Raw genomic sequence first — 19,726 nt, 5'->3', positions numbered from 1 at the left:
GTCCTAGTCGTTTCGTTGCGCGGTCCAATATCCCGAGCAGCGCCTACCTCCTGCGTGGCCGCTCCACGTCCCACGGCTGGCGACTCGCATCAGCCTTCCCGAACCTGATGCGTATTTCTCGTGAACCGTTATCGACGCGCGAACCGCGCCCGATCTTCCGACATACCTTGGCCTAACTGCGCAGCGACCGGAAAGCGGCGCGAACCTCCTCGGAGAAGGTTTGCGGCTGTTCCCACGCGGCGAAGTGACCGCCTTTGTCGGCTTTATGGAAGTAGATCAGCTTGTGATAGGCCTGCTCCGCCCAACTCCGTGGCGCCTGAAAACTTTCGCCGGGGAATGCGGTCACGGCTGTGGGAACCGAGACGTTGGCCGGGAGATAAAGGTTGACCTTGTTTTCCCAGTAGAGGCGCGCCGAAGAGATCGCCGTGTTCGTCACCCAATAGAGCGTGATGTTGTCGAGCACGTCGTCCCGCGTCAGGTCGCCGGCGGAGTGTCCATTGACTGCGTGCCCTTTCACGGCGGAGGTGATCGCAGCCGCCGGCTGGGCATAGCCGTCGCCGTGGTCGAGCAGCCAGGCCGCGAGGCCGGCAGGTGAATCCGCGAGACCAGACAGCGTTTGCGGGCGCGTCGCCATGATCTGCGCGTAGGCGCGTCGCTTGGCAAACTGAACCTTCAGGTGGTCGAAGGCGTTTTGTTCGTCGGCCGAAAGACCTGAAGGCGCCGGATTGCCGGACTGCAGCGCTATTATGATCTCGGGAGGAACCACACCGGGTAGGTTGACGTGGATACCGAGCAATTCCGGAGGTGCGAGTTTCGCCATCTCGTTCGTGATCGGCGAACCCCAATCGCCGCCCTGCGCCGCAAATTTCGTGTAGCCAAGCCGCTTCATCAGCACGATCCAGGCACGTGCGATACGGACCGGATCCCAGCCGGTGGCGGTCGGCTTGCCCGAAAGCCCGTATAGCCGGGGATCGACGGGATCACCAAATGGAATGCGTCCGCTGCGCTGCCGCCATTCGCCGTGGGATTGGTCAACGGATCGATGATCTTGAGCTGCTCGATGATTGAGCCCGGCCAGCCGTGGGTGACGATTAGGGGCAACGCATTGTCATGTTTCGATCGAACGTGAATGAAGTGAATGTCCAACCCGTCGATCTCGGTGATAAACTGTGGCAGCTCGTTGAGCCGCGCTTCCACCTTCCGCCAGTCGTATTCGGTCTGCCAATAGTGCACGAGCTCTTGCAGGGTCGCCAGCGGCACGCCCTGGGAGTCATCGTCGACGGTCTCCTTCTCGGGCCACCGCGTCGCGGCCAGGCGCCGGCGCAGGTCGATGAGATCTTCGTCGGACACGTTGATACGGAACGGGCGGATCGCATCATTGGTGGCGGCTGGCGCCGGACGCACGGGAAACAGACTGGCGGCAGCTGCTGCATCAATCCCATCCCGGCGCCGGCCAGGAGCTCGCGCCTGTCGTGGGTGATCGGGTCCGGGTCTGGTTTGACGGCGCCGAGCGCTCTGATGGGCGTGTTCATTGAAGTTTCTCCTTCGAAAAGGACGACCGCCACGCGGCCGATTGCATTGGCCTTGATGACGGGCCATGTTACTATGAAATTCATAGCGACAAGCCCGATGAAAAAAATGTGATGAGGAAAATGAAGGACAATACTTCTGACCAAACGCTCTGTCCGGTGGACCGCGCCGAAGCCGTGGTGGGCGACCGCTGGACGGTGCTAATCCTTCGCGAACTCTTCATGCGCTGTCATCGCTTCGATAAGATCCAGGCGCAGACGAGCGCGACACCGCAAATGATTGCGGCGCGCTTGAAGAAGCTCGAAGTGGACGGGCTGGTGAAGCGACGCGCCTACAACAAGCGTCCCCTGCGATACGAATATCACCTGACGAACAAGGGCGAGGCGTTCTTTCCCGTGCTGCTGGCGCTGCGCGCCTGGGGCGAGACCTGGAGCAAGTCGCCTAAGGAGGAGCGGGCTGTGAACTACACCCATGTCTCCTGCGGCAAACCGGCGGGGCTTGGTCCAGTCTGCCAATCCTGCGGCAAGCCGTTGCATCGCGAGGAACTGACTGCGGAGCAAACTCCCGAATATCAAAGCGAACGCGACGCGCGGTGGGAGGCGTTCAAAACAAGCCATGAGTGACGAGCAATGGCGGGGATGATGCGTCGTCCTGTTGGGAAGGCTGATGCGGTTATCGCCGATAGCTCTAATTTGAACATGGCAGTATCTTAATTTCATCATTCCGTAATTTTCCGGACCGAACCTTTCCCAGGTTCGGATACTTGGATAGAGTGGCGCGGGTAAATCGACGGGCAGCTTAAATGACGGGACACACTCAATAATACGGGACACACTCAATTGGCGATAACGCCACGCGACCGCTACCTTCAGGCGGCGCAAAGGGAAATGACTGAGTTCGAACGGCGCGAGCGCGAGTTTTTAAGGAAGGAACGGCAAGAGCGAGCTGCGGAGTTGCAGCTTCCCGTTCAGAAGATTGAATTGAAAGGTAGGCGGCGGAGCCTGTAGCAAGAAGGTCAAAGACCAGTGCAGCTGTACCGGGGCCGCCGCACGAGGTGGACGTTAAAGGTGACCTTTAAGTCGCCCCTTAGGGCGACTTTTTCTTTCCGAGCTGAAGGCAGATATTCGCAGTCCAGATTTACGCGAGATAGCCGGATACGCCGTCCCACAATAACTTCAACGCGGTCACGACCAGCAATCCGTAGCAGGCGCGATAAATCTGTTGCTGGTCCAGCTTTCCGTGAAGCCGCCAACCAAGCCATACCCCGGCGGGGATGGCGAGCACGCAGGCCGCCATCACGATCCAGACGTTGCCTGTGGGGTGGACCAACAGCAACCACGGTACCGCCTTGGTCGCGTTGCCGACCGTGAAGAACATGCTCGTCGTTCCCGCGTAGACTTCCTTGCTGAGGCCGAGCGGCAGCAGATACATCGCCAGCGGGGGCCCGCCGGAATGTGCGACCATGGTGGTAACGCCCGAGGCGAGACCGGCAGCGACCGCCTTTGGCGACGAACGCGGCTGAATCTTCACCTCCGAGCCAGCGAAAAGCCATAGGCCGACAAAGATCAGAGTGACCACCGCCATCACGATCGCGACGGCGCGATGGTCCATCACGCGGAACAACAGGTATCCGAGCCCGATGCCGATCACGAGCCCGGGCACCAACAACGTCAGGTCCGGCTTCGACCATGTCGAGGGCTTCCAGTAGCGAAGCGCAAACAGGTCCATCGCGATGAACAATGGTGCGAGAAGGCCGCCGGCCGTCACCGGATCCATCACGAACGACAACAGCGGAATGCCGACAATGGAGAACCCGCCGCCGAATGCGCCCTTCATGAAGCAGATCAGGAACACGCCGGCGAACGCGATTAAAACAGTGGTGGCTGTCAGTTCCATGGCTCCCTCCGTGATGGCCGCGGGTCCAGCGCGTCGGGAGGCTGGATCAATCGCGGTGCAATCGGTGCAATGTGATCGACCCCTCCATAATGATCCGATATATGTATCGGTACAATAAAAACATTGATCTCGGTGCAATAAATGCCATCGCTTGGCGTCAGGGTAGCGCCATCAAAGCGCTCGACTGCGGCGTCAGCTGCACGAGGGTGAGGTCCAAGGCGTGGGCAAGCCGCTGGGAGCGGCTTGGCCGGCTCTCGGAACCGATCTGGTTGCCGCGAATATCCGACTTCAGCACCTCAACGGTCGCGGTGGCTCCAGCCACGAGTTCGTTGCGTTCGTCGGCGCGATCGAGCGCGATCCGGACCGGGACCCGCTGCGCGAGCCGCACCCAGTTGAAGGTCGGATTGACGTTGGCAAGAAGCGTCGAGCCATTGCTGCGGTCGCGGTCTTCGATACCGGCCGCGATGCTTTCCACGCGGCCTCGCAACGCATGATCGCTTCCCATCAGCCGCACGTTGACGGGATCGCCGATGTGGATGCGCTGCAGTTTGGTTTCCTCGAAATAGCCCTGGACGTGCAGCGTGTCGGTGTCGAGCAGTGCCATCACTCCTTTTCCGGGCGCGAGGTACGTCCCCGGCCTCAGCTCCATGTTGGTGACGGTGCCGCCGACGGAAGCGTGCACCTCGCTGCGCTCGAGATTGAGCTGCGCAAGCGCACGGTCGGCGACGGCCTGATCGTAATTTGCCTTTCCCGTCGCCTGGGTGGCGACGACCTGTTCCAACCTTTGCCTGGAAACAACTTCGCCGGGCGTCAGCGCGCTGTAGCGCTTCAGATCTGCCTCAGCGTTGTCGAGCGCGGCGCGTCTTGCGGCCAGCACCGCGTCGGCCTGCTCCAGTGCGATCCCGTAGCGCGCTCGGTCGATCCGGAACAGCACATCACCGCGTTGCACCTGCTGGTTATCCCTGACCAATACCTCGCTCACGAAGCCGGAGACATCGGGAGCCACAGGCACCACGTCAGCCCGGACGTGACCGTCGCGGGTCCAGGGCGCGTCCATATAGTAGTCCCATAGTTTGTAGCCGGCCCAAAGCGCGGCCAGCACCATGAGACCGGTCAACGCGAAGCGGCGTAGCAAATTCTGAAAGGCTTTCATGACACCAACTCCTTGGAGACGTGGTTTGGCAGGGGCGCGACACGGGTTTCTCGATCCCGGCGGCGCTTGGCGGCTTCGAAGCCCTGCATGCCGGTCTGCCACTGCAGGCCAACAATTGTTCCCTTCACAGGCTGCAGTAAGAAGATTGCCGCAAGCCCGGTAACGGGTATCCAGATCAGCAATTGAAGCCAGACCGGAGGTGAATAGGCCATCTCGACGGCAAGAAGTGCCGGCACGACAAGGTGGCCAACGACGGCGATCACAAGATAGGCTGGAAGGTCGTCTGCGCGCTGCGGCGTGTAATCCTCGCCGCAAACTTCGCAGCTGTCGACCACCTTCAGAAAGCGGCCGAACAGATGGCCTTGACCGCAGTTCGGGCACTTCATCGTGAATCCGCGCCATGAGGCCTTCGGAAACGAAACAGGGGCGTTCATGAGAAAAACTCCTTTGAAGTGAAGACCAGGCTGGCGACCAGGCAAACGAAAAGCGAGAAATCAAACAGTGCGGGATGCCAGATCCAGCGATACAGTCCGACGCGCGCGATCAGCTTGCTGATGATGCGCGCCAGCAGGTAGGCGATCACGCTCCAGAGCACGAGGCTCGGTACGAGCACGCCGAACAGGTCAATTTCGTATGTCATGCGGCCATCTCCCGTTGTCCTGACAGCAGCGGCTGATAGGTCGGTGCGTCCGGGAAGAGTCCTGTGCGGATGCCAGCGAGCCCGATCAGCGCCGCATCGCGGGGCTCGCCCGCCGGATCCCGCAGCGTGAACGCGATCGTGCTGTCGAGTTGTCCCATCAGGCAGTCCGGCAGCCGCCTGGCAGCATGGTTTCTGCAAGCAGAAGCGAGATGAGCGAGGAATGTATCGATCGCCATTGTTGTGCGCCGTGACAGGGCCAGGCTCGCCTGCCTGACGTCGTCGATGCTCAATGCCGTCCGGAGTTGGCGAAGATTGGCGGCGTCGCGCCTTGCCTCGGCAGGAACCACGGCGATCCGCGTGGCAAGCAAGGCGAGGCGATGCTGCATCAGGCTGGCGATCGCGACGCGATCCTGCCTCGATGTGCCTTCGGCGACGACAGCCAGCGTGCTCCAATTGCTTCGGATCAAGCGGCTTGCGACCCATTCGGCGCCGAGCAGGCGAACGATGCCGCAGAGGACGCCCGTAAGCGAGACGCCCACCATCAGCGCTATGCTGGAGTTGGCATAGGACGAGAAATCGGCCGAGTACGTCTCGGTCAGCGCCAATTGAACCGAGATGTAGACGGCAAGGATGAAACCGACGCGGGCGGTCTTCGGCCGCGCAGCCATCCAGCCGAACAACAGGAAAGCCGGCGCGAGTGCCGCAATCAGCATCTCAAGGGTCGTGATCCGTGGCAGCACCCCAAACAGGTAGATTCCATGGACGGCGATGACGACGAGGAATAGCCCGTAGAAGGTGCGAAATGTCGGAAGCGGATCGTCCGCGCCGGCGAGAATACTGCCGACGACGGCTGCGAACAGCGGAGCGACGATGCCATCGGGCCAACCGGTTGCGATCGCGAACCCGCAGCAGGCCAGGATAGCCAGTGCCACGGCCGCGGCTGACAGGAGCGAGGGCCCGTGATCCCGGTGCGAGACGGCGACCGTCAAGCTGTCGGGTGTGAAAGCGAGCCGAAGCTGTTCCGGATTGCGGCCGTCGGCGATTGCCTCGCGCAGCAGCTGGCAATCCTGCATGACATCGATGAGATTGCGCAAACGGACTGCGACACCGGCGATCGTGATGTCGGTCCAGTCGGCATCCGCGCCCAGTGCCGGCCGAATTTCATCGATCGCCGCACGCAGCGCATCGGCTTCCTGTCCATCGCGGCCGCCCGCTTTGAGCCATCGCGCTGTCCTGGCGCAGATTGTGGCAATGCGCGCCGGCGCCTGATCGTGTGAGTCGAGCGCGAGCTTCCGGTCCTCGATAGAGCCAAGCAGCGGAAGCAGTGACAGCGTATGCTGCCGGAGGTACAGGAGGCCTTGCGCGATAGTTGCGGTACTGGCGGCTTCAAAGCCGAGATGCCGAGCAAGCTGGTCGATTTCGGACGCCGCAGCGGCAAGACGTATGCGTTCCCTGTCACGCTCTTGTTCGCTGCCGCGGCGGGTGAGGACATCCGCGCCAAGCCGGCGCGCCCCGGCGAGCCAGGCATCCGCTTGTGCAGTGACTGCGGAAGCTACGCTCCGCGGCAGCACGAGCTTCGCAACCACGCTCGCACAAATGATTCCGAGCGTGATTTCCTGCACGCGGGCGACGACGATGTCGAAAGTCGCTTGTGGCGCCGATACGACTGGAAAGCCCAGCAGCGCCACGGTGTAGCCGGCCAGCATGAACACGTAGCTGCGCGGTGTTCCGTCGATCAGCGACAAGTACAGACAAATGCCGACCCAAAGCGCGATGCCAAGGCTGAGCAATTCCGGAGCATTGACGAGGTTCGGGAGCAGGACGATCGTCGCTGCCGCGCCGATCAGCGTTCCCAGAATACGATAGACGGCTTTCGAGGCGGTCGCCCCGGTGAACTGGTTGGAAGTGATGTAAACCGACGCCATTGCCCAATAGGGGCGCGGCATATCCAGCAGCAGCGCGATCGAGAACGCCAGCATTGCCGCCGCAAAGGTCCGCAGCGCAAAGACGAGGGCGGCGTGCCGATCAAGGAATGATGGAGGTTCGCTCATGGGCTCTTCGCGTCCCTGATTTAACGATTATGCGGCGATCCGATCGCGGTGATTCAATGCGCTGGTCCGTAACTCGATAGCCTTGACGGAATCTTCGAAGGCCTTTTCCAGGACACCTCTGCCGATGGTCCCGAGCACAAAGCCGAGGATCCAACCCCCAAGGTTCTTGCCGTCCCGCACGACGACCACGTCAATATCGGTCGTGCCATCAGGCCGACGCGTGAAGGTGTAAGTGTGGCCCGACGCGCCGCCCCACACATTTGAGTCCAACGTCGTCAGCACAACGCGGTTGTGGTCGGACCAGCTGTAGTGCAGGCGTTCCCAGATGCCTCCCGAGCCCTCAGTCACGTCGGCCTGAAAGTGCCCGAGAAGATGCACCTTGAGATAGTCATCGGCAGAATTGCCGAAGAGCTTGGAGCGACCAGGCCCGAAGTCGGTCAGGCCAGCTATGTACTGCTCGGGCGTCAAGGTGGTTGTCCGGTGAAGGTGGATCGTGGACATTTGCAGCTCCTGCATTGGTTTGATGCAATCGTCAGTGGATTGGTCCCGCAGCTTGATTCAAGAGGAACGCGTCAGCACCCTTCTGCGTGCAAAGGCGAAGATTTGCGCTGGAGTTCAGTCGGAGGGCACGTTTGCCTTACGCACCACCAGGCTGTCTCCGTTCCGGATGATTTCGAGCACACCTGCCTGCTGCGGCGTCGAGAGGACGACACGCTGGCCGGGCGCCAGCACCGAGACGAAGCGGATCGGCGTTCCTGCCTCACCCTGCGCAAGCGTCGTGACAACGCGGAATCCATCGGGTTGAACGGTGTAGTAGGCGACGCCAGACACGTCGCCGAGATTGACGCTCTGTCCCTCGATGGGCCGCAGGCCGTTGGCGTGAGCGAGCCCCAGTGAGCCCAGGGTAAAGGCGGTTGCGAGAAGCGTGCTACGGATCGACATAGGATCCTCCTCGGTTTGGGCGGTTTGGGCGGCGGGCCGGTCGCCGGCCTGATCCCTTGCCCTACGACATGGTCCGGCTATGATCATTGATCAAATAGATTGGATCGATAATGGGCATCGATACCGTCAATCTAGGTCGTATCGACTTGAATCTCCTCGTTCATCTCGATGCGCTGCTCACGGAGCGGAGCGTCACGCGTGCCGCGGCACGCGTCGGCATTGGTCAGTCCGCGATGAGCCACAATTTGGCGCGGTTGCGGGACTTGTTCGGTGACGAACTTCTTACGCGCGGCTCCGATGGCATGCGCCTCACCCCACGCGCGGTGACGCTATTCGAGCCGGTGCGGACCATGCTGGCGCAGGTCGAAGCGCTGGTGTCGTGCGACCAGGCCTTCGATCCGGCAACGGCGGTACGAACGTTCAGGTTCGGATTGCCGGACAGCATGGAAATCCTGATCATGCCTGCCGTGCTGGCGCGCATGCGTGAGGTCGCGCCGGGCATTCGCCTCCGGCTTTACAATTCCGATGCGTCACGGCTGTTCGAAGAACTCGACGCCGACGAAATGGACCTCGCCATCGGCTATGGCGCGTTGGAGCAGGGACAATTCCACCACAAGCGGCGCAAGCTGTTCACCGAGACCTGGCTGTGCATGTTCAATGCCGAGAAGACAGGCATCGTCCCCCCGATCTCGCTCGACGACTTTGTGCGGTTTCCCCATGTACTGACCAGCCTGAGGCCGGGGCGGAGCGTGCGTGGCATTGTGGACGAAGCGCTGGAGAAGCTCGGGTTGCGTCGCTCCGTCGCCCTCACCACGCCGCGCTTCCTCGCGGTCCCGTCTTTGGTGGCGCGTACACCCGTCATCGTCACCATGCAGGCGCGACTGGCTCGCCTGTTCGCCGCCGAACTCGGGCTCAGCCTTAGCCCGCCTCCGGTAGAATTGAGTGAGCTCACGATATCATTGCTGTGGCATGCGTCTTACGATCACGATCCGGCTCACACCTGGTTACGGGAGTTGGTGACCAAGGTGGCCGCCGAACTGTGAGCCGGCATGCGAACGGCGCGTACCGCCGTGTAAGTCCTTCCTCCCTGATCCCTGTGCGGACACAGGAATCCAATCGTACTCAGCTGTCCGCTTTGGCCCCTTGCTGACGTGGGTAGTTTGCGAATGACTTCTTCGCGCCAGAAGCAGTCTTCACATGCTGCAACAGAGTTGCAGTCGATGCAGTGGATACCCGCTCACTCGCCCTCGGCGAAGCCGGCCCGGACGACTTCCTCGCGTTTGCGCCGTAGATGGTTGCGCAGGATATGGGCAAGCCCGCCGGCATCGCGCCGCTGCAGCGCGTTCAGGATTCCTTCGTGCTCCTGGATGGCAAGCGCCCAATGTTGAGGCGTCATCGGTGTGATGAATCGTGCCCGCCGTATCCGCGCCGCGACCGACTCATAGAAACCGGCCAGCACGGCATTATCGGCCGCGCGAACGATAGCCTCGTGGATCAACCGGTTGCAGCGATAGTACGAGATCAGGTCCTGCGCGCGATAATGTTCGACCATGTTTGCCTGCAGGTCGGCGATCTCGCGCAGTTGCGCGTCGGAAATGCGCGGACACGCCAATTCGCCGGCCGCCGCCTCCAGCGCCTCACAGACTTCAAACAGTTCCTTGACGTCCTTCTGCGTGAGCTTCGCGGCGCGCGAGCCGCGATTGGGCAGCAACACGACAAGTCCTTCGGCTGCGAGCACCTTGAGCGCCTCGCGCAATGGGGTCCGCGATATCGCAAAGGACGCGCACAATTCGCGCTCGGGAATGCGCGCACCAGGCGGGATTTCGCCTTCTGTCAGGACGTGCCGGAGGCGGGACACCACCTCGTCATGCATCATTATCGAGGGCTCCTCGAGGTCTTAGTGGAATCATTTTGAATGCAAAAATGATCCAAATAAAGCCAATTCGATAAAATACTGTTGCACGGAGCCAATTTTGCATTCAAAAATGTCACCTACGGCCAAACCGGGGTTCATCCTGAGGGGATGTCAATAAAATGAATGAAAACGCCACCCCTGACACAGACCTGCTTTACGAGGTCCGCGACGGCATCGGCCGCATCATTTTCAACCGGCCGCAGGCGAGAAACTCGTTGACGTTCGGTATGTATGAGCGACTTGCGGCGATATGCGAAGCCGCCGCCGACGATCGCGGCCTCAAGGTGCTCATCCTCAGCGGCGCGGGCGACAAGGCCTTCGCGGCCGGCACCGACATCAACCAGTTTCGCGCCTTCAACACCCCGCAGGACGCCATCGGCTACGAGGTCAGGATCGATCGCGTGCTGACCACGCTCGAACAATGTAGGGTGCCGACCATTGCGGCGATCAACGGCGCTTGCACCGGCGGTGGCGCCGGCATCGCCGCGTGCTGCGACCTGCGCATCGGCACCAGGACCGCGAAGTTCGGGTTTCCGATCGCACGCACGCTGGGCAACTGCCTGTCGGCGGCCAATATCGGCCGGCTCTCGGCCCTGATCGGGGCAACGCGGCTCAAGGAGATCATCTTTACCGCGCGGCTGATCGAAGCCGAGGAAGCAGCCAACATCGCCTTGCTGCACGAAGTCGTGGAGGATCTCCCTGCCCTCGAACGACGGGCGGATGAACTGGCGCGGCTTATCGCGGGCCATGCACCCCTGACGCTGCGCGCCACCAAGCAGGCGCTGCTGCGCGCGCAGCCGAAGCCGGCCGAAGACGAGGACCTGATCCTGATGTGCTATCAAAGTCAGGATTTCCGCGAAGGCATGGACGCCTTCCTGAACAAGCGCCAGCCGCAATGGACCGGCGAATAAGCAACAAGAACAAGAAGATTGCGGGGAGAAACAATGGGTCCTCTGAGTGGATTGAAGGTTGTCGACCTGACGCACGTCATGGCAGGACCGACCTGCACGCTGATGCTCGCCGACATGGGCGCCGAGGTCATCAAGATCGAGAAAATTCCGGCCGGCGACGACACCCGCTACATGGTTCCTCCCAAAATCGGCGACGTGGCGGCCTCATTCCTGATGATGAACCGCAACAAGAAGGGCATCGCCCTGGACCTGAAGACGCCGGGCGGCGCGAAGGTGCTGCAGCGCCTGATCGAATCCGCGGACGTGCTGGTTGAAAACTTCGGCCCCGGCGTGATGGACCGGCTCGGTTTCGGCTACGCCGACATCCGCAAGAAGCACCCCGCTTTGATCTACTGCTCGCTGTCTGGCTTTGGCCGCACCGGCCCCTACAAGCATCGCCGCGGCTTCGATCTGGTGGCGCAGGCGATGAGCGGCATCATGAGTTTCACCGGAGAGCGGGCCGACGGGCCGCCGGTCAAATGCGGCGCGCCGCTGTCCGACATCACGGCCGGAATTATCGCGGCCATGGGCATTCTCGCCGCCTATGCCCACCGTCTCAAAACCGGCGAGGGTCAATGGGTCGAAACCTCCCTGTTCGAGGCCGCGCTGGTCCAGACCTACTGGCAGGCCGCGATCGCGATGGCCACCGGCGTCGCGCCAAAGGCGATGGGCTCGGCCCACCCGCTCAATGCGCCCTATCAGGCGTTCGAAACCGCCGACAAGTGGATCGTGGTCGGCGGCGCCAATCAAAAGCACTGGGGTCGCACGCTCGAAGTACTCGGCGCAACCGAACTGGCGCGCGATCCGCGGTTCGCGACCGGCGCCGACCGAATGGGACATTTGAAGGAGTTGGAAGCCCTGCTCACGACGCACTTCAAAACCAGGCCCGCCGAATACTGGCTGGCTGCGCTTGAAGAAGCCGGCGTGCCCTGCGGTCCCGTCAACGACATGCTGCAGGCCCTCGCCGACCCGCAAACCATCGCGCGCGAAATGGTGGTCGAGGTCGAGCATTCCACGCTCGGCAGCGTCAAGACGATTGGATTGCCGATCAAGTTCTCGCAGACGCCCGGCAAGGTGCGATCGGGCGCGCCGCTCTACGGCGAGCACACCAGTGCCATCCTGGGCGCCTACGGTTTTGACGCCGACGAAATTGCAGCGCTGCACAAGGAAGGCGCGATTGCCGCGGCCGAGTTTGAAGGATGAAGTCGGCTGACGCAAAAGCCTAAGAAACCGCCAAGACCAAGAAAACAAAATCAAAGACACACGGCAGGATAAACGGGAGGACTCGATGTCTCAGAAGCCGACATTCGCAGCGATCGCCTTCGGTCTCGCAATCGGGCTCACAGGAGCGGCAAGTGCCGCGTGGCAACCGGCCAAGCCGATCGAATTCATTGCAACGGCAGGCCCCGGCGGCGGCACCGATAATTTTGCCCGTGCTGTCCAGAACATCATCACCAAATACAAACTGGTCGAGCAGCCGATCGTCGTCGTCAACAAGGCCGGTGGCAGCGGCGCCGAAGGCTATACCTACGCCAAGGCCATGGCGGGCGATCCCTACAAGGTCGTGTTCGGCACCTCGAATGCCTGGAACCAGCCGATGGTTTCCAAGGTCGCCTATAACTACACCGACCTGACGCCGATTGCCGCGATGGTGCAGGACGAATTCCTGCTCTGGGTCAAGCAGGATGCGCCTTACCAGAACGTGCAGGATTTCGTGAAGGCCGTTGCCGCGAAGCCGGCGGGCGATTTCAAGATGGGGGGCGCACAGTCAAAGGACACCGATGAAACCCTGACCCGCATGATCGACAAGGCGGCGAAGGTGAAATTCGTCTACATTCCCTTCAAGAGCGGCGCCGAGGCCGCAGTGCAACTCGCCGGCGGCCATATCGACGCCCATGTCAACAATCCCAGCGAAAGCATCGGACAGTGGAAGGGCAGCACCCAGCGCCCGCTATGCGCGTTCAGCCCGCAGCGTCTGCCGGACGGACCCAAGGTCACGGCGACGCAGAACTGGCACGACGTCCCGACCTGCGTTGAATCCGGCCTTGCCATTCCGCAGTTCCAGCAGCCCCGGACCGTCTGGCTGCCGGGAAAGATCACCCCCGACCAGGCCGCCTTCTATGTCGACCTGATGAAGAAGGTGCAGGCCACGCCGGAATGGAAGGAATATATCGAGCGTACGTCGCAGACCGATACATTCCTGACTGGCGACCCCTTCAGCAAGTTCATCAAGGAAGACATCGAACGCACCCGCAAAGTTGCCGTCGATGAGGGCTGGCTGATCTCCAACTAGAGTTCGGACGATGGTCTCTGGACGCAGCCTGGAAGCGGCGACGGCGCTCATCACCGGGGCGTTCGGCGCGGCCGTCGTCATCTCCAGCCTCGACAACGGCATTGGCTGGTCCGCCGCCGGCGTCGAGTCCGGCACCTTTCCTTTCATTGTCGGCCTCGTCATCCTGGCCGGCAGCGTGTTCAATCTCGTTCAGGGATGGCTGCACGCCCGGGCCGTCGTGCTCGAGCCCAGCGAGCTCAAGCGGGTCGGAATGTTGTTCATCCCGGCCGCGGTCTTTGTCGGGGTAATTCCGCTGATCGGGATCTATCCGGCCTCCGCCTTCTACGTGTTCGGCGCGCTGGCCTGGCACAAGCGCGGGTCGCTGCTGCTTGCGGCCGTCGCCGCAATCGGCGCGGCGCTGGCGCTTTACTTGATATTCGAGCTGACGTTCCAGATCTCGCTGCCGCGCGGCGCGCTCGGCACCTTGTTTGGCTTCTAGGGGAGCGCTTCGTTGGAAAATCTCGAAGCTCTCATGCATGGCTTCGGCATCGCGCTGTCGGGCAATCATATTTTCCTGATGGTGATCGGCGTGCTGCTCGGCATTCTCGTTGGCGTGCTGCCCGGCCTGGGCGCGCCTAATGGCGTATCGCTGCTGCTGCCGCTCACCTTCGGAATGCAGCCGGTATCGGCGATCATCCTGCTGTCTTCGATGTATTGGGGCGCGTTGTTCGGCGGCTCGGTCACGTCCATCCTGTTCAATATTCCCGGCGAGCCTTCCTCGGTCGCGACCACGTTCGACGGCTATCCGATGGCGCGCGACGGCAGGCCGACCACGGCGCTGGCGACGGCTTTCGGCTCGGCCGCCTTCGGCGCGCTGGCCGGCGTCGTTCTCATTACGCTCTGCGCTTCATGGGTCGCGCAGGTGGCGCTGGCCTTTGGACCACCCGAATATTTCGCGGTCTATTTTCTGGCGTTTGCGAGCTTCGTGGGCATGGGCGGAACGCCGCCGATCAAGACGCTGGTGTCGCTGGCGATCGGCTTTGCGCTGGCGGCCATCGGGATCGACACGGTCTCCGGCAGCGTGCGGCTCACCATGGGCATCGACGAGATGGTGAAGGGCGTCAGCTTCGTGGTCGCCGTGATGGGCTTGTTCGGCATCGGCGAATTGCTGATCGCCGTGGAAGAGGAATTTCATGTCAGGGCGATCTCTTCCAGAGTGGAGTGGCGCGAAGTCTTCCGCACGCTTATGGGCCTTCCGCGATATGGCTGGGCGCTGTTGCGCAGCGCGGCGATCGGCTGCTGGATGGGCATTACCCCGGGAGGCCCGACCGCCGCATCGTTCATGAGCTACGGCATCGCCAAGCGTCTTTCGCCCCGGCACGCGAATTTCGGCAAGGGCGAGCCGGAGGGTATCATCGCTCCGGAAGCCGCCGATCATGCCGCCGGCACCAGCGCCCTGCTCCCCATGCTGTCGCTGGGCATCCCGGGATCGGCAACCGCCGCCGTGATGATGGGCGGCCTGATGATCTGGGGTCTCAATCCCGGACCGATGCTGTTCGTCGAGCAAAAGGATTTCGTCTGGGGATTGATCGCCTCGATGTATCTCGGCAACGTCGTCGCCGTGGTGCTGGTGCTGCTGACGGTGCCGATCTTCGCCGCGCTGATGCGCGTGCCGTTCTTCATCATTGCGCCCGTGATCGTCATCATTTGCACGGTCGGAGCCTACTCGGTTTCCAACTCCTATCTCGACGTCGTACTGATGATGGGATTTGGTGTCCTGGGATATCTGTTCAAGAAACTCCACTATCCCCTGGCGCCGCTGGTGCTCGCGATCGTGATCGGCGACAAGGCGGAAGATGCCTTTCGCCAGTCCATGCTGATGTCGCGGGGCTCGCTTGGAATATTCTTTGCCAAGCCATTGGTGACGACGCTGATCCTGCTTGGCGCGGCGCTGCTGCTGATGCCGGTGATCTGGCGCACGATCGGCCGGATGATGCCGCGGTCGCAGGTGAAGCCATAATGATCGCACCGAACGAATTGGCCGCAGAAGAGCGCGGGAGATATTAATGAGACCGGTTATAGCACTTGCGATGGGCGATCCTGCCGGCATCAGCCCGGAGTTGACGGCCAAACTCCTCGCTCTCGATGAGGTCGTTGACAAGGCCCGGATCGTCGTGATCGGCGACCGCCGCGTTCTTGACGACGGTGCGCGCATTGCCGCGGTGAAGCTCGATTTGGTGTCGGCATCACCCGACGCCGATCTTTCAAAGGATGAGCGGGCCCCGGTTTTCATCGATCTCGGTCATCTTGATCCGGCCTCGGTGACGCGAAGCGCCGCGACCGCCGAGGGCGGTCGGTTTGCGCTCGCCAATTACCGTCATGCGTTGACGATGGGACGCGACGGCCGGGCCGACGCGGTCTGCTTCACGCCATTCAACAAGAATGCCATGCGCCTTGCGCACCCGGTCTATGACGACGAGATCAGCTTTTCGGCCGACGTGGTCGGACTTGACGGCCCGGCGAGCGAATTCAACGTACTGGACGGGCTGTGGAACGCACGCGTCACGTCGCATATTTCGCTTGCCGAGGTCGCGTCGCAAATCACCAGGGACCGCGTCCTGCGCGCGCTGCGGCTCACGGATGCCTCGATGCGCACGGCCGGATTCGAGCGTCCGCGCATCGCGGTCGCCGGTCTCAACCCACACGCAGGCGACGGTGGAAATTTCGGGCGGGAAGAAATCGAGGCGATTGGACCCGCGGTGGAAGAAGCCATTTCCGACGGGATCGCAACCGAAGGTCCGTTTCCCGCAGATACCGTTTTTTTGCGTGCCAGGAGCGGCGCATTCGATGCCGTTCTCACGATGTATCACGACCAAGGCCAGATCGCCATGAAGCTGATGGGCTTCGATCGTGGCGTTACGCTGCTCGGTGGCTTTCCGTTTCCCATATGTACGCCGGCCCACGGCACGGCCTATGACATCGCCGGAAAGGGGGTCGCTGGGGTTGGGGCCGCGCGCGCGGCCATACTGCTTGCAGTAGAAATGGCGCAGAAGCAGAACTGACTTGAATTTGCTGCGCTACAAACGCGGATATTTCGCTTTTCAGTGTCTCGCACGTTGTCGGTTTTTAGGCAGCCAGCCCGCACCTCGCTGAGGCCGCTTTGCGCCAGAAACGGCCGGTCCCGCGTTCATAATCGCGCAGAAATGGTCGCTCGTCATAAAATGAACCGCTCACGAAAGAGCGACGCGGTGGGCGGGATGGCGGAGGATCCCCCATGCCCGTACGTCGCGTCAGCCCCAGTCGTCAACCTTGGAACAAAGGATTGCTCGTCGGCCAAAAGAAGCCTCTCGAACCGAAACACGTATGGTCGATTCGAGTTCGGTTAGAAATCGCAGAGTCAAAGCGCGATCTTGTAATCTTTAATCTAGCAATCGACAGCAAGCTGCGCGCTTGCGATCTGGTCAAGTTACGGCTGGACGACATTTGCTCTGGGTTAAGAGTGCGGCAACGAGCAACGATTGTGCAAAAGAAGACTGGTCGACCAGTCCAATTCGAGATCACGGAGCAGTCGAAGAATTCCGTCGAAGCTTGGCTACCATCGCTCCGGACCACCGGTTCTCGATACCTCTTCCCAAGTCGGCTTCACGCGAGCCCGCACATATCAATTAGGCAATATGCCCGGCTGGTGCACCGTTGGGTCGAAAGCATCGGCTTGGAGCGAGCTGTTTATGGCACGCATTCGATGAGGCGGACGAAGGCCGCCCAGATTTATCGCAAAACCGGAAAAACCTCCGCGCCGTGCAACTTCTCCTCGGCCATACAAAGCTGGAGAGCACCGTCCGATATCTCGGGATTGAGGTAGATGACGCTCTAAATATAGCCGAGCAGATCGAGCTCTAACAGCGACCGGTGGCTATCGACGAATTGTGGAGCACCATCGCTACCATCGCTGATGTCGCGTAGCCCGCGCGTCGGCGGGACGTCTGCGCTACTCATGATCGCAAGACTACAAGGCGCTCAAGGACGCGCGTTAATCTAGCGTGGTATAGTTTTTGCTAGTTTCGTGTTAGCTTGATGGCGCGCGCGCTGGTTCGCAGCGTCCGCACATTCGTCGAGCCAACCAACCCCACGAGGAAGACATGGCAAGGAAAGCGAAGAAAGCAAAGAAGACTGCCAAGGCGACCAAAAAAGTCGCCAAGAAGACCAAGAAGATGAAGAAGTAAGCGCGCGGTTTTCCGCAAGTCAAAGCCGCTGCGGTATCGCGACCACCATCGCTGGTGAGCTTGACGCATCGCAAGATGCTCTGGCCGAGAACGCGGCGACGATCAGACCGGCCCCATGTGCAGACGGCCCAAGAAGCCTACGACTGATGCACATGGGTCCGGTTTTTTGTGTCCGGTCGTTGGCCGGGTCGCCGTCGCACCCGTGTCAGTCGATTCCCCGGATTGCGACTTAGCGCCCTTAGCCCTTCCTTCGTTGAAAGGGGCGGCGGCGGGGCACCTCCAGCGCTCATGCAGAAGCGGTCATTCCCAGAAGGCCGCTTCGCGCCAGAAGCGGTCGCAGTGAGCACGATCGTGGGGAAAGCCCGAATGATCAGTCGGGACTAAAGTCATTCGCTCGCTATAGAGCGACGCGGAGGGCGGGGTTGGCGGAGGGTCTCGTATGCCCGCACGCCCCGTCGATCGATGCCAACGACCTTGGAACAAAGGATTGCTCGTCGGCCAGAAGAAACCTCTTGAGCCCAAGCACGTATGGTCTATTCGAGTCCGCCTAGAAATCGCGCTGTCAATGCGTGACCTTGCGATCTTTAACCTAGCAATCGACAGTAAGCTTCGCGCCTGTGACCTGGTAAAACTGCGACTGGACGACATTTGCTCGGGAACAAATGTGCGGCGTCGAGCGACTATTGTCCAAAAGAAGACAGGTCGACCAGTTCAGTTCGAGATCTCAGAGCAGTCGAGGAATTCAGTTGAAGCCTGGCTACCAACGCTGCGGGCCACTGGCTCCCGATATCTCTTCCCAACTCGAATTCATGCTAGTCCTCACATATCAACCCGCCAATATGCCCGGCTGGTGCAGAGCTGGGTTAAAAGCATCGGCTTAGAGTCAGGATCGTACGGCACGCACCCGTTGCGCCGCACGAAGGCTGCGCAGATTTATCGCAAGACCGGTAGCTTGCGTGCAGTCCAACTTCTCCTCGGCCATACCAAGTTGGAAAGCACTGTCCGATATCTCGGGATTGAGGTGGATGACGCCTTGAATATGGCTGAACAGATAGAGCTTTAATCGTCGACCACCGGCTTCGACGCCGGTGGTCCCTTTCGTGCCAATAGCCTGTTCGAGCCAGGTCAGCTCTAGTCCCAAAGCGGACTCCGCCGGGTCATGCTTTCGGGGCCGGGCCATGCCCCTTTAAATGCCTGTTGAAGCGAAGGTCCCTTAGTGCCCAGCCGCGAGGGTTGGCGTGCTCGTTAAAAAGGGCGGCAACGGCGAGAGTTCATTGCGGGGACGGCGGCCGCTGCAGTCCAGAGTTTTGGTTCCGTCGAGTGATGGACTCACAGACTCTTCAGAGCGCCGCCACGAGGGCCGCGCTTTCATCCAGCATGGGCAAAATCTCGTCTCGGGGCTTGGGCGGAAGCATCAGGACGACCCGATCAACGCCGGCGTCACGGTAGCGTTTCAGCACCTCCAGGTGTCGGGGCGCCCCGAAGACGTTGAAGGAGAGCGACGCGGGATCGCGGCCGGCGTCCTTTGCCATTTGTCGGAATTGCGGTAGCACCTCGAGCGGATCCAGCGCACGCCCGCCGATGGGAATCCAGCCGTCGCCATAGGCGATCGCCCGTTTTGCTGCGTGGGGAAATGCGCCCCCAACAACGATGGGCGGGTGAGGTTTTTGAACCGGTTTGGGCCACTGCATCATGGGTTCGAACTTGACCAATTCGCCGTCGAATGCCGCCGTAGACTGCGTCCAGATTTGCTTCATCGCCTGGATCCGCTCACCCATCAGCTTGAAGCGGGTTGCAAACGCAGTGCCGTGATTGGCCATCTCCTCCTCGTTCCAACCCCCGCCAACGCCAAAAATGAACCGGCCCGAGGAAAGCTGGTCGACGGTCGATACCTCCTTGGCGGTGTGGATTGGATCGCGCTCGACGACAAGACAGATCCCCGTCGCAAGCTTGATGGTTTTCGTCACCGCGGCGGCAGCGGCCAGCGAGAGGAACGGATCGTAGGTATCGTAATAATACTTCGGCAGCTCGGCGCCGCCAGGCCACGGCGATTTGCGACTGGTGGGAATGTGACTGTGCTCCGGCAACCACAATGAATCGTAACCTCGCGCCTCCGCCGCCACGGCAAGGTCGTGCGGTGGAATCGCGTAATCC

Annotated in this window: 18 protein-coding genes and 2 pseudogenes; 10 read left to right on the top strand and 10 right to left on the bottom strand. The window is 61.2% G+C overall.

Going from position 1 to position 19,726, the window contains the following annotated elements; all coding sequences use genetic code 11:
* Nucleotides 1-172 precede the first annotated feature (172 nt).
* Nucleotides 173-1,532 (bottom strand): annotated as a pseudogene (locus tag V1283_RS01590) (epoxide hydrolase family protein).
* A 120-nt stretch (nt 1,533-1,652) separates the two neighbouring features.
* On the opposite strand from V1283_RS01590, the gene V1283_RS01585 reads away from it, so the two are divergent.
* Nucleotides 1,653-2,153: a winged helix-turn-helix transcriptional regulator gene (locus tag V1283_RS01585; protein ID WP_334384696.1), complete on the top strand. Its 501-nt coding sequence runs from the start codon at nt 1,653-1,655 to the stop codon at nt 2,151-2,153.
* Between the two features lie 514 nt (nt 2,154-2,667).
* On the opposite strand, the gene V1283_RS01580 is transcribed toward V1283_RS01585, so the two are convergent.
* The 7 genes from V1283_RS01580 to V1283_RS01550 form a co-directional block, all read right to left on the bottom strand.
* The gene (locus V1283_RS01580; RefSeq protein ID WP_334384695.1) at nt 2,668-3,426 is read right to left on the bottom strand and encodes a sulfite exporter TauE/SafE family protein; all 759 of its coding nucleotides are present in this window, start codon (nt 3,424-3,426) and stop codon (nt 2,668-2,670) included.
* Nucleotides 3,427-3,583: 157 nt separating this feature from the next.
* A complete protein-coding gene (locus V1283_RS01575) occupies nt 3,584-4,579 on the bottom strand; it encodes an HlyD family secretion protein (RefSeq protein WP_334384694.1) in 996 nt (331 codons plus the stop codon).
* Nucleotides 4,576-5,013 (bottom strand): DUF983 domain-containing protein, encoded by a 438-nt coding sequence (locus V1283_RS01570; protein ID WP_334384693.1) that lies wholly within the window; start codon nt 5,011-5,013, stop codon nt 4,576-4,578. Before V1283_RS01570 ends, V1283_RS01575 begins: the two co-directional genes overlap by 4 nt.
* Nucleotides 5,010-5,219: a DUF1656 domain-containing protein gene (locus tag V1283_RS01565; RefSeq protein WP_334384692.1), complete on the bottom strand. Its 210-nt coding sequence runs from the start codon at nt 5,217-5,219 to the stop codon at nt 5,010-5,012. The genes V1283_RS01570 and V1283_RS01565 overlap by 4 nt, the downstream gene beginning before the upstream one ends.
* Nucleotides 5,216-7,270, bottom strand: a complete 2,055-nt coding sequence (locus tag V1283_RS01560; protein ID WP_334384691.1) for an FUSC family protein — start codon at nt 7,268-7,270, stop codon at nt 5,216-5,218. The genes V1283_RS01565 and V1283_RS01560 overlap by 4 nt, the downstream gene beginning before the upstream one ends.
* Before the next feature lie 27 nt (nt 7,271-7,297).
* Nucleotides 7,298-7,771 (bottom strand): hypothetical protein, encoded by a 474-nt coding sequence (locus V1283_RS01555; RefSeq protein ID WP_334384690.1) that lies wholly within the window; start codon nt 7,769-7,771, stop codon nt 7,298-7,300.
* 114 nt (nt 7,772-7,885) lie between these two features.
* Entirely contained in the window at nt 7,886-8,212 is a 327-nt protein-coding gene (locus V1283_RS01550; RefSeq protein ID WP_334384689.1) for a hypothetical protein, read from the bottom strand.
* Nucleotides 8,213-8,322: 110 nt separating this feature from the next.
* On the opposite strand from V1283_RS01550, the gene V1283_RS01545 reads away from it, so the two are divergent.
* Nucleotides 8,323-9,255, top strand: coding sequence for a LysR family transcriptional regulator (locus tag V1283_RS01545; RefSeq protein WP_334384688.1), 933 nt, complete (start codon nt 8,323-8,325; stop codon nt 9,253-9,255).
* A 194-nt stretch (nt 9,256-9,449) separates the two neighbouring features.
* Here the strand turns inward: V1283_RS01545 and V1283_RS01540 are convergent, their stop codons facing one another.
* Entirely contained in the window at nt 9,450-10,088 is a 639-nt protein-coding gene (locus tag V1283_RS01540) for a GntR family transcriptional regulator (RefSeq protein ID WP_334384687.1), read from the bottom strand.
* 158 nt (nt 10,089-10,246) lie between these two features.
* Here V1283_RS01540 and V1283_RS01535 point away from each other — a divergent pair, with 158 nt between their 5' ends.
* The 8 genes and pseudogenes from V1283_RS01535 (at nt 10,247) to V1283_RS01500 (ending at nt 18,635) form a co-directional block, all read left to right on the top strand.
* Nucleotides 10,247-11,038, top strand: coding sequence for an enoyl-CoA hydratase/isomerase family protein (locus V1283_RS01535; protein ID WP_334384686.1), 792 nt, complete (start codon nt 10,247-10,249; stop codon nt 11,036-11,038).
* Between the two features lie 33 nt (nt 11,039-11,071).
* Nucleotides 11,072-12,280 carry a CaiB/BaiF CoA transferase family protein gene (locus V1283_RS01530; RefSeq protein ID WP_334384685.1) on the top strand — a complete coding sequence of 403 codons (1,209 nt, stop codon included), beginning with the start codon at nt 11,072-11,074 and terminating at the stop codon, nt 12,278-12,280.
* 85 nt (nt 12,281-12,365) lie between these two features.
* On the top strand, nt 12,366-13,370 hold the full coding sequence (locus V1283_RS01525) for a Bug family tripartite tricarboxylate transporter substrate binding protein (RefSeq protein WP_334384684.1): 1,005 nt from the start codon (nt 12,366-12,368) through the stop codon (nt 13,368-13,370).
* 10 nt (nt 13,371-13,380) lie between these two features.
* Nucleotides 13,381-13,848, top strand: coding sequence for a tripartite tricarboxylate transporter TctB family protein (locus V1283_RS01520; protein ID WP_334384683.1), 468 nt, complete (start codon nt 13,381-13,383; stop codon nt 13,846-13,848).
* A gap of 12 nt (nt 13,849-13,860) precedes the next feature.
* Nucleotides 13,861-15,369, top strand: a complete 1,509-nt coding sequence (locus tag V1283_RS01515) for a tripartite tricarboxylate transporter permease (protein ID WP_334384682.1) — start codon at nt 13,861-13,863, stop codon at nt 15,367-15,369.
* Nucleotides 15,370-15,415: 46 nt separating this feature from the next.
* A complete protein-coding gene (locus V1283_RS01510) occupies nt 15,416-16,411 on the top strand; it encodes a 4-hydroxythreonine-4-phosphate dehydrogenase PdxA (RefSeq protein ID WP_334384681.1) in 996 nt (331 codons plus the stop codon).
* A gap of 212 nt (nt 16,412-16,623) precedes the next feature.
* A pseudogene (locus V1283_RS01505) lies at nt 16,624-17,249 on the top strand (tyrosine-type recombinase/integrase).
* A 762-nt stretch (nt 17,250-18,011) separates the two neighbouring features.
* Complete coding sequence (locus V1283_RS01500) at nt 18,012-18,635, top strand: tyrosine-type recombinase/integrase (protein WP_334384680.1); 624 nt, start codon at nt 18,012-18,014, stop codon at nt 18,633-18,635.
* 277 nt (nt 18,636-18,912) lie between these two features.
* Here the strand turns inward: V1283_RS01500 and V1283_RS01495 are convergent, their stop codons facing one another.
* Complete coding sequence (locus V1283_RS01495) at nt 18,913-19,695, bottom strand: LLM class F420-dependent oxidoreductase (protein WP_334384679.1); 783 nt, start codon at nt 19,693-19,695, stop codon at nt 18,913-18,915.
* Between the last annotated feature and the right edge of the window lie 31 nt (nt 19,696-19,726).

The organism is Bradyrhizobium sp. AZCC 2262 (assembly GCF_036924535.1).
In the GTDB taxonomy this organism is placed as follows: Bacteria; Pseudomonadota; Alphaproteobacteria; order Rhizobiales; family Xanthobacteraceae; genus Bradyrhizobium.
The sequence above is the reverse complement of the archived record's forward strand: the minus strand, read 5'-3'. Positions and strand labels throughout refer to the sequence as shown.